General features: G+C 41.4%; 10 protein-coding genes. 8 read left to right on the top strand and 2 right to left on the bottom strand.

The genetic code is table 11. The annotated features are described in order from the left end of the window. The first annotated feature begins 534 nt into the window (after nt 1–534). Both B9A18_RS18210 and B9A18_RS18205 read left to right on the top strand, forming a co-directional pair. Complete coding sequence (locus B9A18_RS18210) at nt 535–2,838, top strand: sodium-translocating pyrophosphatase (protein WP_084290975.1); 2,304 nt, start codon at nt 535–537, stop codon at nt 2,836–2,838. Between the two features lie 183 nt (nt 2,839–3,021). After that, on the top strand, nt 3,022–4,719 hold the full coding sequence (locus B9A18_RS18205; protein ID WP_084290974.1) for an amino acid permease: 1,698 nt from the start codon (nt 3,022–3,024) through the stop codon (nt 4,717–4,719). A gap of 75 nt (nt 4,720–4,794) precedes the next feature. Here B9A18_RS18205 and B9A18_RS25175 read toward each other — a convergent pair whose 3' ends face one another. Further along, a complete protein-coding gene (locus tag B9A18_RS25175) occupies nt 4,795–4,956 on the bottom strand; it encodes a hypothetical protein (protein WP_159452682.1) in 162 nt (53 codons plus the stop codon). A gap of 155 nt (nt 4,957–5,111) precedes the next feature. Beyond that, nucleotides 5,112–5,849 (bottom strand): uroporphyrinogen-III C-methyltransferase, encoded by a 738-nt coding sequence (gene cobA / locus B9A18_RS18195; protein WP_084290972.1) that lies wholly within the window; start codon nt 5,847–5,849, stop codon nt 5,112–5,114. A 278-nt stretch (nt 5,850–6,127) separates the two neighbouring features. On the opposite strand from cobA, the gene nirB reads away from it, so the two are divergent. From nirB to B9A18_RS18165, 6 genes are read left to right on the top strand one after another with little or no spacing between them, the layout of a single operon-like run. Beyond that, nucleotides 6,128–8,641, top strand: coding sequence for a nitrite reductase large subunit NirB (gene nirB, locus B9A18_RS18190; protein ID WP_084290971.1), 2,514 nt, complete (start codon nt 6,128–6,130; stop codon nt 8,639–8,641). Nucleotides 8,642–8,658: 17 nt separating this feature from the next. Then, complete coding sequence (nirD, locus tag B9A18_RS18185) at nt 8,659–9,003, top strand: nitrite reductase small subunit NirD (RefSeq protein WP_084290970.1); 345 nt, start codon at nt 8,659–8,661, stop codon at nt 9,001–9,003. A 32-nt stretch (nt 9,004–9,035) separates the two neighbouring features. Further along, a complete protein-coding gene (locus B9A18_RS18180) occupies nt 9,036–10,112 on the top strand; it encodes a HesA/MoeB/ThiF family protein (protein ID WP_159452681.1) in 1,077 nt (358 codons plus the stop codon). A gap of 3 nt (nt 10,113–10,115) precedes the next feature. Further along, the gene (moaCB, locus tag B9A18_RS18175) at nt 10,116–11,030 is read left to right on the top strand and encodes a bifunctional molybdenum cofactor biosynthesis protein MoaC/MoaB (protein WP_084290968.1); all 915 of its coding nucleotides are present in this window, start codon (nt 10,116–10,118) and stop codon (nt 11,028–11,030) included. Nucleotide 11,031: 1 nt separating this feature from the next. Beyond that, on the top strand, nt 11,032–12,228 hold the full coding sequence (locus B9A18_RS18170) for a molybdopterin molybdotransferase MoeA (protein WP_084290967.1): 1,197 nt from the start codon (nt 11,032–11,034) through the stop codon (nt 12,226–12,228). 60 nt (nt 12,229–12,288) lie between these two features. Then, nucleotides 12,289–13,599: a NarK family nitrate/nitrite MFS transporter gene (locus B9A18_RS18165; RefSeq protein WP_084290966.1), complete on the top strand. Its 1,311-nt coding sequence runs from the start codon at nt 12,289–12,291 to the stop codon at nt 13,597–13,599. The last annotated feature ends 4 nt before the right edge of the window (nt 13,600–13,603 follow it).

Genomic DNA, 13,603 nt, shown 5'->3' with positions numbered 1-13,603 from the left:
AAACCAATATATTTTTTGTCGGATAACGGCATAAGGCATACCTTACCACGCCTTCTACTTTCCTCCTATTACAGCGTTTTAAATTTAGGTCCATCATAGGTTACTCAAAGGCTATTCAAAGGTCTACAGGCCCTACGAACCTCCTTTAAACATCCTATGAACCGCCTTTTTTCCTCCTTTGGTACTAAGAACCTGGTCAAAGGACACCTTGACTTGATATCAACCAGATACTCACGGAATCAGAACACTTGACGCCCCAAACGGCAATTAAACTCATATTCAATAAAATATTTTCCTCTTTTTAAAATGAAGCAGCTGTAAAATAAAAAGTGGCCCCAAATGCAAAAAAATGCGCAATGGATTATATTTTAAAAAAAGGTTAGCAATCAATTGATTAAAAATTTGTTAATTACATATACACAACTATTTTTGTTGTAAAGCCTATTTGAAAAAACGCATCAAGAACCACCGCGGATCACGAATATGCAAAACCAAACGAAAAAATTAAACAACCTAAACGAGAAGAATTAAAGTATGGAGTTTTTACAAAACAATTTAATTTACATGATCCCAGCAATGGGCTTAGTGGGTATTCTGGTAATGGCTATTAAGAGCGCATGGGTAAACAAACAAGATGCAGGTGATGCGAATATGCAGGAACTGGCCGGCTATATTGCCGATGGTGCCATGGCTTTTTTAAAAGCCGAATGGAAGGTGCTAAGTATTTTTGTGGTATTTACCGCAGCTATATTGGCTTATTCCGGAACGGTACATGAAATAAACGGGATACCCTTGCATTCCAGCTGGATCATTGCTATTGCCTTTATTATTGGAGCCGTATTTTCTGCAACAGCGGGATATATTGGGATGAAAGCCGCAACCAAGGCAAACGTTCGCACTACACAAGCGGCAAGAACAAGCTTAAAACAAGCACTGAAGGTATCTTTTACCGGTGGTACTGTGATGGGACTTGGTGTTGCCGGCTTGGCCATTTTAGGTTTGGGAGGTTTATTCATCGTTTTCCTTCAGATATTTAATGTAGTTGAAGCCAACAGTACAGAAATGAGAACAGCGATTGAAGTGCTGACTGGTTTTTCGCTAGGTGCTGAATCAATAGCCTTATTTGCTCGTGTTGGTGGTGGTATTTATACCAAAGCAGCCGATGTGGGCGCCGATTTAGTAGGTAAGGTTGAAGCAGGCATCCCTGAGGATGATGTGCGTAATCCTGCTACAATTGCCGATAACGTGGGTGATAACGTAGGTGACGTAGCCGGTATGGGTGCCGATTTGTTCGGCTCATACGTAGCCACCATTCTCGCAACGATGGTACTGGGACAAGAAATTGTAGTGGATAAATTAAATGGAGTTGCAGTAGACAACCTGAATGGTTTTTCTCCCGTTTTACTACCGATGGTGATCTGCGGGTTAGGAATTCTGTTTTCTATCATAGGCACCTGGTTTGTTCGCATTAAAGGCGAAGATTCAAACGTGCAGACAGCCCTGAACTTAGGCAACTGGGGATCCATCCTGATTACCGCCATTGCTTCTTATTTTGTGGTGATGGCCATGCTGCCCTCGCATTTACATTTGCGTGGCGTTAGCTTTACCAATCTGGACGTATACTGTTCCATCATTGTAGGCTTAGTGGTAGGTACTTTAATGAGTATCATTACTGAGTATTATACGGCTATGGGTAAAGGCCCTGTTAATTCAATTATCCAGCAATCGGGAACAGGTCATGCCACCAACATCATTGGTGGTTTATCTGTGGGCATGAAATCAACTGTTGCCCCTATCCTGGTTTTAGCTGGTGGTATCATTTTCTCTTATGCCTTTGCAGGTTTATACGGAGTGGCGATCGCCGCAGCAGGTATGATGGCTACTACTGCGATGCAACTGGCTATCGATGCTTTCGGACCAATTGCTGATAATGCCGGTGGTATTGCCGAAATGAGTCAACTCCCTCCGGAAGTACGTGAACGCACCGATAACCTGGATGCCGTTGGTAATACGACAGCCGCTACAGGTAAAGGATTTGCGATTGCTTCTGCGGCATTAACTTCATTGGCGCTATTTGCTGCCTTTGTAGGTGTTGCCGGTATCGATGCTATTGACATTTATAAGGCCCCGGTTTTAGCGGGTCTGTTTGTAGGCGCCATGATTCCTTTCATTTTCTCGGCCCTATGTATTGCAGCAGTTGGTAAAGCCGCTATGGACATGGTACAGGAAGTTCGTCGTCAGTTCCGCGAAATCCCCGGAATTATGGAATATAAAGCTAAACCTGAGTATGAAAAATGTGTAGCCATCTCTACTAAAGCTTCTATCCGTGAAATGATGCTGCCAGGCGCTATTGCATTGCTGGTTCCGATCATTGTTGGCTTTGGGTTCAAAGGAGTTTTTCCTTTAGTAAGCTCAGCCGAGATATTAGGTGGTTTATTGGCAGGCGTTACTGTTTCGGGCGTATTGATGGGAATTTTCCAGTCGAACGCCGGTGGCGCATGGGATAACGCCAAGAAATCATTTGAAAAAGGTGTATCCATCAATGGAGAGATGCATTATAAAAAATCAGAACCGCATAAGGCTTCCGTAACCGGAGATACTGTTGGTGATCCGTTTAAAGATACTTCAGGTCCTTCAATGAACATCCTCATCAAATTGATGTCGATCGTTTCACTGGTTATTGCACCATATATTGCCGTAAGTGCTTCAGACAAAGCAAAGGTTAAAGCATATTTAAAGCAAATCGAGATTATAGCTGCTCCGGGTATTCCTACAAAAGTCATTTCAGTGACCGAAACGATTCAAAGTGTGAAAGATACCACCGTTACCATCCGATAGTTAACAATATTGTTAAAAAATAAAAGGGATTTCTAAAAAAAATCCCTTTTATTTTTAGATATATTTTCTTTAGGTTTGACAATCATATGATAATTATGAATTTTGCATTAATGTGCAGCTGAAAAAGATTATCCAAATTAATCACCATTACAAAAACTAACTTATTAAACTAAACCACAAATTATGAATTTTAGAAAGTCTATTGACTTACTCACCATGGAAGCTGCAGAGAGCGGTGAGGGAACGCTAAAAAGAACACTTGGGCCGGTAAACCTGGTTGCTTTAGGTATTGGCGCCATCATCGGAGCCGGACTTTTCTCCATTACAGGTTCTGCAGCAGCCAACAACGCTGGTCCTGCCATCACCATATCATTTATTATTGCAGCTATAGGCTGTGCTTTTGCTGGCTTATGCTATGCTGAGTTTGCATCAATGATCCCGGTAGCTGGTAGTGCCTATACCTATTCGTATGCAACGATGGGCGAATTTGTAGCCTGGGTAATTGGTTGGGATTTAGTGTTAGAGTATGCTTTGGGAGCTGCAACAGTATCCATTAGCTGGAGCAGGTATCTGGTCAAGTTTTTGGGTTATTACGACCTTCATCTCCCTCCACAAGTAACGATGTCGCCTTTTGAGCATGCTACCTTGTTAGATGGCACGGTGGTTTCAGGGATGTTTAACTTACCTGCGGTATTTATCATTGTCTTAATGTCCTTTGTATTGATCAGAGGAACGAGCGAATCGGCTTTTATAAACGGACTTATTGTAGCCATTAAAGTGGTGATTGTTTTCATATTTATATTATTAGGATGGAAATACATCAACACAGAGAACTATACTCCATATTTTATCCCTGGCGACAAGCCTGGTCATGAGAGCGTGTTTACACACGGATGGGGAGGTGTAATACGAGCCGCCGGAATTGTATTCTTTGCCTATATCGGCTTTGACGCGGTTTCGACAGCTGCACAAGAGGCAAAGAATCCTAAGAGAGATATGCCAATTGGTATTCTGGTTTCCTTGTTTATATGTACCATACTATATATCCTTTTTGCACACGTAATGACAGGTGTTGCCAACTACGATCTTTTCAAAGGTCAGGATGGTATCGCTCCGGTTGCTGTTGCGATCGACAACATGGGGGCTAAGGATGCTGCAGGTGTAGTTACACCAGCATTTCCATGGTTAAACAAATTGATTATCCTTGCTATTTTAGGTGGTTACGCTTCAGTAATCCTGGTGATGCTTTTGGGACAATCAAGGGTATTCTTCTCAATGAGTAAAGATGGTTTATTACCTAAAGTATTCTCAAAAGTACACCCTAAATACAGCACTCCTGCAAAGAGCAATTTATTGTTCATGGTATTTGTAAGTTTATTTGCTGCATTTGTACCAGCTACTGTAGTTGGCGAGATGACCAGTATAGGTACCTTATTGGCCTTTATCCTGGTATGTATTGGTGTGGTTATTTTAAGAAAACGCATGCCTGATTTGCCAAGAGCATTTAAAGTGCCTTTGGTTCCATTAATTCCAATATTAGGTGTAGCAGTTTGTTTAGGTATGATGGTATTTTTACCATTAGATACCTGGGTACGTTTATTGGTTTGGATGATCATTGGGGTAAATGTTTACCTGTTCTATGGTATGAAAAACAGTCTGCTTTCTGACAACAAACAGGAAACATTAATGAAAAGCACTAAAACAGTTTCTTACATAGGATTGGCATTAACTGTTCTTTTAGTTATTGTAGCCATCATTCACCACCACATTACCGATGGCAAGGATATGGGCTTATATTACTTCTCATTGATTTTTGCAGCTGCACATTTTATTCTTTATGTGTTTAAAGCAGCTACAGCAAGTAGCGTAACAGCTAAATAATATATTCAATAATCAAAAAAGGCTCCTTGTACATAGGTATAAGGAGCCTTTTTCTTTATAAGCCGTTTCTCTACCTCAGGTTAACTCCTCACATAAAACACCGTTTTCCATTAAGATGGCCCTCACCATGTCTGTACAAGGGACAGACGACATTACTTTAAGCAACTTGTCTTCAAATGAAAACAACCAGTTTTGCTTACCAAACAACAAATTAAATACAGGTTTTACAGCGATCATATCGATTCTGTTTTGTACTGATGTTTTAAAGACCACGGTGCTCATAGCTTATAAATTATAGCATAAAGATGCAGGGTCTGCCACACAGTTAAAAGATTAACAAGGCAGAAATAAACAAAGCCCCGGTGAACTGTGAAAAATAGTCGGTGAATGTATCAGGACTCAAAACTCCGGGCGTCTGCTACTTTACCGATAATAATGATTGCAGGATAGGTAAGTCCACCCTCTGCAGCAGCTATAGAAAGATCTTCAGCTTTGCAAACAACCTTTTTCTGATTTGGCAATGTTGCATGTTGAATAATTGCTGCCGGCATATCTCCAAGCCCTGCATCCTTATAAATCCCAGCGATTTCTACCAGTTTTTTCATCCCCATATAAATAACAACCGTTGCAGAACTGTTGATTGCACACTTAAGGTCTTTAGATAAACTACCATCTTTTTTGGTACCGGTAATAATCCACATGCTTTCGCTAACCCCACGATGTGTTAAAGGAATACCACTGAACCCACCAGCTTGCATGCTGCTGATTCCAGGTATATAATGAGCTGGTATCCCATGTTTTTCAGCAAAAAGAACTTCTTCGTATCCTCTTCCAAAAATAAAAGGATCTCCTCCCTTCAAACGAACCACCACCTTATGTGTTAAGGCATATTCTTTTATCAGATCATGAATAACTTCCTGCGGAGTATAGTTTCCATAAGGTTGTTTACCCACATATATCATTTTACAATCCTTCGGAGCCAGTTCTAATAGCTTTGTGTTGATTAAATTATCATAAAGTATCACTTCCGCTCTTTTTAAGACCCGATATCCTTTTAAAGTAATCAATTCTGGATCTCCCGGACCCCCTCCTATTACAAATAACCCAAAATCATCTAATATTTCCGACATATTCCACAAAATAACTGATAAAAATTATATAAACAATTAAAAATACGATGAAAAATAAATTATTCAATGATTAATATCATATTATTTTGATTTTAACCTCACAAAAACATACATTTGAATAACAGAAACAATACAAAAATCAAAATACAACCAACAAAACCATATAAATACAAATATTTAAAGCACAAAAACAACAAATTAGATTAAAATACAAAACAAAACATCAACAATCCATATTGCAAATTCAATTACACTCAAAATAATAAAATTCTAAGATCATGAAACACAAAAAAATAGTCATAATTGGAAATGGAATGGTCGGATATAAGTTTTGTGAAAAAATAATAAGCAAATCAAACGATTTCGACCTCATAATTTTCGGAGAAGAGCCAAGAAGGGCATATGATAGAGTCCATCTAAGCGAATACTTCAACGGAAAATCTGCAGACGACTTATCTTTGTCTACAGAAACCTGGTATGCGGAACAAGGAATAACACTTTATCTAAATGACCCTGTAAAAGAAATAGACAGGGACAATAAAACAATACACTCTTCAAAAGGTCTTACAGTAACCTACGATTATTTAATTATTGCTACAGGCTCTGCTCCTTTTGTACCTGATATCCCTGGCATAGATAAAGAAGGCGTTTTTGTATATCGAACAATCGAAGACCTTAATTTGATCAAAAATTATACAGCTTATGCTAAAACAGGTGCTGTATTAGGAGGGGGATTACTAGGCCTCGAGGCAGCAAAAGCCTTGATAGACTTAAACCTTGAAGAAACAAACGTAATAGAATTTGCGCCTCGTTTAATGCCCAGGCAAATTGACAGCGCCGGAAGCGGAATGCTGCAAAGCAAACTTAAAGCATTAGGCCTGAACATCTACACCAATAAAGGGACAAGCAGTATTGAAGGCACAGACCGCATAAGCTCATTAAAATTTAATGATGGCAGTGAATTAAAAACAGATATGCTGGTTATCTCTGCCGGAATAAGACCAAGAGATGAATTAGCTAAACTTTCGGGTATTGAAGTAGGAACAAGAGGCGGGATTATTGTAAATGAATATATGCAAACCAGTGATCCCGCAGTTTTTGCCATAGGCGAGTGCGCTCTCTTTGATCATAACATTTATGGATTAATTGCCCCGGGTTACGAAATGGCCGAGGTAGCAGCAGCTAAACTGTGTGACGATAACAAAACCTTCAAAGGTTTTGACATGAGCACTAAGCTAAAATTGATTGGTGTGGATGTGGCAAGTTTTGGAGACCCTTTCACAACAGAACCGGATGCAAGATCTATTATTTTTGAAGACAGTCATAAAGGCATATATAAGCGCATCAACATCAGCAATGATGGAAAACAACTACTTGGCGGGATATTGATCGGAGAAGCTGAAGCTTACAACATGTTGCTCCAAACTGTAAATAACAAAATATTACTCTCACCCAACCCTGAAGACCTTATTCTAGGTTCAAGAGGCGGCAGCTCCCAAACAGAAAACGCAGGACTGGCAGGACTTCCGGACGACGCGCTAATCTGCAGCTGTGAAGGCATATCAAAAGGCACAATCTGTAATGCAGTGAATGAAGATGGTTGCGAATCAGTTGACGCATTGAAGAAATGCACAAAAGCAGGAACAGGATGTGGCGGATGCATACCTATGGTAAAAGACCTCATGTTGCATACCATGAAACAAAATGGCAAATACGTTAGAAATGTAGTTTGCGAGCACTTTCATTTAAGCAGACAGGAACTTTATGATCTGATAAAAATACATAACCTAAAAAGTTACGAGCAAGTACTGGATAATCTGGGCAAAGGAGATGGTTGCGAAGTTTGCAAACCATTGGTATCATCGCTTCTAGCGAGTCTGTGGAATGACATGATTCTTAAAAAAGGTAATGATACCGCCCAGGACAGTAACGACCGCTTTTTAGCTAATATACAAAAAGGAGGCACCTACTCTGTGGTTCCACGTATCCCGGGAGGAGAGATTACTCCCGAGAAACTAGTTGTTATAGGTCAGGTTGCAGAAAAATACGGCCTTTACACCAAAATAACCGGCGGACAACGTATAGATATGTTTGGCGCACACCTAAGTGACCTTCCCTTAATATGGGAAGAACTAATAGCTGCTGGTTTTGAAAGCGGGCACGCTTATGGCAAAGCCTTACGCACCGTAAAAAGTTGCGTTGGCAGCACCTGGTGCAGATTCGGCTTACATGATAGTGTTAGCTACGCCATCAGAATAGAAGAGCGTTACAGAGGACTGCGCGCACCTCACAAATTAAAATCAGCCGTTAGTGGCTGCATCCGGGAATGCGCTGAAGCACAAAGCAAAGATTTTGGAATTATAGCCACAGAAAAAGGTTGGAACCTATATGTATGCGGCAATGGAGGCAGCAAACCGCAGCATGCCCTATTACTTGCTGCTGATGTGGATAGCGACACCTGCATTAAATACATTGACCGCTTTTTAATGTTTTACATCCGCACCGCCGATCCTTTAACGCGGACCGCTCCATGGCTGAACAAGATGGAAGGCGGCATGGAATACTTACGAAATGTGGTTGTAAATGATAGCCTGGGCATGGCAGAACAATGGGAGCTGGAAATGCAGGCGCTGGTAGACAGCTACCAATGCGAATGGAAAACAGCCATTGAAGACCCGGAAATCAGAAAACGATTTAATCACTTTGTAAATGCACCAGAAGAAAAAGATCCTAGTGTAAAATTTGATGAGATGCGCGGTCAGAAAAAAGCAGCTGACTGGACATTAGCTTAACCCCAAAGACAGAAATCATGATAGAAACAACAACAAACTGGTTTGCAGCCTGCCGCGTAGAGGATGCGGTAGAGAATGGTGGAGTATGTGTGAAATGTGGAGATGATCAAATTGCACTGTTTTACTTTACCCGCCGAAATGAATGGTATGCTACGCAAAATCTTTGTCCACACCGCCAGCAAATGGCCCTAAGTCGTGGAATGATCGGGTCCTCAGGAGAAGATCCTAAGATAGCCTGTCCCTTTCATAAAAAAACCTTTTCACTGGCAACAGGCGAATGCCTCAGTGGGGATGAATGTGCGATACAAACATATCCGGTAAAAATAGAGAATGGACTAGTATATATAGGCCTAAAGAACTAAGCACAAATTGTAACAAAAAAGATCGTTTGAGCATGAACAAGAACTATTACAAGAGTCATTTAAAGTTAGACTTTATAGCCATGACTGGTCAGCATAAGCTGAACAGTGCAAAGGTTCTTGTAATAGGTGCAGGAGGACTAGGTTGCCCATGTCTTACAGCGCTGACTGCTGCCGGAATAGGAAATATCGGCATTGCCGATGGAGACATCATCAGCACTTCAAATATTTCGAGGCAAACGCTTTTTAATTATGCGGATACCGGAAAGTCTAAAACAACCATTGCAATCAATTCACTCAGGCTTAAAAACCCTTACCTGCTTTATCATGAACATTGCTTTTTTGTGAACGAAGAGAACATTTTAACACTGATTGAACCATATGATATTATCGTAGATGCTACTGACAATTTTCATGCAAGGTATTTAATCAATGACGCCTGTGTAATAAAAAACAAACCCTTGGTTTATGGGGCTATTTTCCAAAGTGACGGACACCTAACAGTATTCAACTATCAAAAATCGGCAACACTTCGTTGTCTTTTCCCAGAACCTGACCAGGAAGCAGGTATCCCTTCATGCGCAGACACTGGCGCTTACATGATTACAACCAATATCATTGGAACCATGATGGCTAATGAGGTTATAAAAATCATCTTGCAACAGGAGGATGTATTAATCGGAAAACTACTGTCTTTCGAGTCGTTGAACAATCAGACAACCTTTACCACCTATTACCCGAATAAATTTTCGGCCAACAAAAGCATTTCCAGGTTTAACACTTTACAAAAAACTATTGAACTGACAGCGGAAGAGTTTGCAGGAAAGACACAGACGATAGGCATTGAGGTGATCGATGTGAGAACTGCAGCAGAAAGAGCAATTCAAAATATAGGCGGCAAGCACATTCCATTACCAGAACTAAAACTACTTGATTTAAACAGATTTGCTTTCACGCAGCATTTTTACTTCTACTGTGAAACCGGAGTTAGAAGTTTGCAGGCAGCCAAATGGCTACGGGCAAATGGCTATAAAAATGCATTCAGTCTAAAAAATGGAATAACAAATTTCAACGACATAACAAATCTCAATTACCAAATTCAAAAACTCTGACCCATGCGCGATATCACCGGTAAACAGATTACATTAAGAACAGCACATGCTGTAGCGGTGATTTATTGCACAATAGAAACCATCGCCTTAATCAGAAATAATGAATTACCTAAAGGCAATCTGTTTGATGTAGCCAGAGCCGCCGGATTTTTAGGCGCTAAGCTTACCCCTCAGCTGCTCCCACATTGCCACCCGGTAACTATAGATGGCATGGACATCAGCTTCGAGATCAATGACACAGAAAGACCAGGAATCACGATTAGCGGAAACGCCAAATCTATAGGAAGAACAGGTATTGAAATGGAAATGCTAACCGCAGTTTCTATAGCAGCTTTAGAAATTTACGATATGCTTAAACCCGTTGACACCACCCTGGAGATCGGAGGCATTAAACTATTACAAAAAACAGGTGGCAAAAGCGACCGCAAAAAATATTTTTCAACCCCTCCTGTTTGCGCCATTTTGGTATGCTCCGACTCAACCGCCGCGGGGAAACGAGAAGATAAAAGCGGGGTGATGATCAGACAAATGCTGGAGCAGGTAAACGCAAAAGTAGCAGCCTATGAAATCGTTGCAGACGATAAAGAACTCATCCAGCAACAACTGTTAAAATGGGTAGCCGAAGATGTTCATTTTATATTCACTACAGGAGGAACCGGATTAGGTCCCCGCGACAATACAGTAACTGCAGTATCAGAAATACTGGAGCGCGATGCAGATGGCATTACCGAAGCCATGCGCAATTTCGGACAAATGCGCACGCCTATGGCTATGATGAGCCGCGCGGTAGCGGGATCAATATCAAATACCCTGGTCCTTACCCTTCCAGGCAGCACGGATGGCGCAAGAGAATCTCTGGAAGCAGTATTACCCGGCATATTCCATGCCCGAAAAATGATGAAGGGAGGAGGGCATTAATATGAAGACTTTTGAAGAAGCTATTGAAATCATCTCCAACATCTCCACTCCTTTTAAAAAGGAAACCATTAACCTGGAAGAAGCCAACGGAAGAATACTGGCGGAAAACATTTATGCAGACCGCGATTATCCACCTTTTAACAGAGCTGCAATGGATGGCTATGCCATCATGGAAAGTGACTGGGAAAAAGGCATCAGAAAATATAGCATCATAGACACCATCTTTACTGGTCAGCCGGCTAAACACCCCTTGGTTTCCGGTGCCTGTTATAAAATAATGACAGGTTCGGCAACCCCAGAAACTGCAAGTATCATTATCAGAAGAGAAGATGCAGAAGAATTTGGCGACAAAGTTGTTTTGCACGCAAACGCAATTAAAAGTTATCAGAATATTGCGCAACAAGGGGAAGACACTCAAAAAGGAACATTACTCCTCTCCTCAGCCCTAAGATGTACACCTCAGGTGATAAGTTTATTAACAACCGTTGGTAAAGCCACCCTGCAGGCCTACGCCTTACCAAAAGTAGCTATTGTGACCACTGGTGATGAAGTCGTTAGCCCCAACGCCACGCTCCATCCTTTTCAGATTCGCAACAGCAACCAGTACCTTTTAAAATCGCTTTTTGAACAATGGAAAATACAACCTGTTTTATGCGAACATGTGAGTGACGATAAAGCTAAGCTGACTACCACATTAACAGCTGCGCTGGAAGCCGATCTGGTTATCATCAACGGAGCTGTTTCAGCTGGCGATGCCGATCATGTACCTGCTGCACTTCGCGAACTAGGCGTCAAAATACTATTCCACAAAGTAAGTATTCGTCCAGGCAAACCCTTACTGGTAGGAAAAACACCTTCCGGAACAATTGTTTTCGCCTTACCTGGTAACCCACTTTCCTGCCTTACCACATTTACCATTTTTGTTGAACATTACCTATACCTGTGCTTTGGATTTGAAAGCAGACCTTTTCAAACCATTCCACTTTTGGAAAGCAGAATTAAAAAACACCCGTTAACAGAGTTTTTCCCTGTAAGCACAGGGCTTTGTGGCGGACTAAACCTCTTACCCTTCAATGGCTCAGGTGATGTTACTTCTTGCATAAATGCCAATGGGCTCGCCATGCAGCCGGCAGTCTCAGCGCAACTAAATAAAAATGACATCATCAATTTCTATCCATTTAACAATTATTTCAAATAACCATTATAAGCAAAAAACGGCGCCATAATCAATCATTTTAGAACCTTAACCTAAACCAACATGACTGCTGACTTTAAACCACTAAGTAAACTAAACATCTTTTCAGCCAAGGGCATTCAAATGCGAACCTTTCATATCACATGGGTGACCTTCTTTTTCTGCTTCTTTGGTTGGTTTGGAGTTGCCCCCTTAATGCCACTGATTCGGGAACAGTTGCATTTGAGTAAAAGTGAAATTGGCAACATCATCATTGCCTCCGTTTCAGCTACAATTATTGCCCGCTTAATTATTGGAAAACTCTGCGATACTTTAGGCCCCCGTTTATCCTACACCATACTGCTTGCAGTGGGCTCTATTCCTGTAATGTGTATTGGGCTAAGCAACAGCTATGAAAGCTTTTTATTATTCCGCTTTGTTATCGGAATTATTGGCGCCTCATTTGTCATCACTCAGTTTCACACCTCAATGATGTTTGCACCCAATGTGGTGGGCACAGCCAATGCAGTAACCGGAGGTTGGGGCAACCTGGGCGGTGGAGTTACCAATTTAATTATGCCGCTTATTGCAGCTGGGTTTGCCGGATTAGGATTTGTGAACCAGGCCGACTCCTGGCGCTTAGCGATGGTTGTTCCGGGAATAATCCTACTGATCATGGCTTTCATTTATTACAAATACACTAAAGACACCCCTGCAGGAAACTTTAAAGACCTGGAACAGTCGAACGTTAAAACAGCGAAAAAAGGTTCTTTTGTAACCGCCCTAAAAGATTACCGTACCTGGGTCCTTGCGCTTGCCTATGCTGCCTGTTTTGGCATTGAGATTACCGTAGACAATGTAGCAGCCACCTTTTTTACAGATCAGTTTGGCGCATCGATGATCATGGCCGGAGCCATGGCCAGCATATTTGGCGGGATGAACATTTTTGCAAGAGCACTTGGGGGATATGTGAGTGATAAAGTAGGCAAATCATACGGGCTTAGGGGAAAAGGAATACTACTAGGAGGTTTACTCGTGTTGGAAGGCGTAGGAATTAGCCTTTTCGCACACACACATTCACTAACTATGGCCATAATAGCTATGCTATTCTTTGCACTCTTCCTGAAAATGGCCAATGGAGGGACTTACGGCATCGTACCATTCATCAATAAAAATTCTATTGGAACGGTAAGCGGTATTGTAGGCGCAGGCGGTAACATTGGCGCAATGCTGGTGGGCTTCCTGTTCAAATCAGAACACCTCACCTACGCCGATGCCTTCCATTACATTGGGATTGGCGTAGCGATTATAGGTTTACTTGTGTTTATCACCAAATTCCAGGTTAAAGAAGCAGAGAAGACAGAAGCCATCATACCAGAGTTACAACAAGCTTAATACA

The sequence above is a fragment of the Pedobacter nyackensis genome (genome assembly GCF_900176505.1).
Classification (GTDB): Bacteria; Bacteroidota; Bacteroidia; order Sphingobacteriales; family Sphingobacteriaceae; genus Pedobacter; species Pedobacter nyackensis.
The sequence above is the reverse complement of the archived record's forward strand: the minus strand, read 5'-3'. Positions and strand labels throughout refer to the sequence as shown.

What these genes read in the sequence shown, in the direction of transcription:
- B9A18_RS18210 (WP_084290975.1), top strand. Translation starts at nt 535, where the DNA reads ATGGAGTTTTTACAAAACAATTTAATTTACATGATCCCAGCAATGGGC.
- B9A18_RS18205 (WP_084290974.1), top strand. Translation starts at nt 3,022, where the DNA reads ATGAATTTTAGAAAGTCTATTGACTTACTCACCATGGAAGCTGCAGAG.
- B9A18_RS25175 (WP_159452682.1), bottom strand. Translation starts at nt 4,956, where the DNA reads ATGATCGCTGTAAAACCTGTATTTAATTTGTTGTTTGGTAAGCAAAAC.
- cobA (WP_084290972.1), bottom strand. Translation starts at nt 5,849, where the DNA reads ATGTCGGAAATATTAGATGATTTTGGGTTATTTGTAATAGGAGGGGGT.
- nirB (WP_084290971.1), top strand. Translation starts at nt 6,128, where the DNA reads ATGAAACACAAAAAAATAGTCATAATTGGAAATGGAATGGTCGGATAT.
- nirD (WP_084290970.1), top strand. Translation starts at nt 8,659, where the DNA reads ATGATAGAAACAACAACAAACTGGTTTGCAGCCTGCCGCGTAGAGGAT.
- B9A18_RS18180 (WP_159452681.1), top strand. Translation starts at nt 9,036, where the DNA reads ATGAACAAGAACTATTACAAGAGTCATTTAAAGTTAGACTTTATAGCC.
- moaCB (WP_084290968.1), top strand. Translation starts at nt 10,116, where the DNA reads ATGCGCGATATCACCGGTAAACAGATTACATTAAGAACAGCACATGCT.
- B9A18_RS18170 (WP_084290967.1), top strand. Translation starts at nt 11,032, where the DNA reads ATGAAGACTTTTGAAGAAGCTATTGAAATCATCTCCAACATCTCCACT.
- B9A18_RS18165 (WP_084290966.1), top strand. Translation starts at nt 12,289, where the DNA reads ATGACTGCTGACTTTAAACCACTAAGTAAACTAAACATCTTTTCAGCC.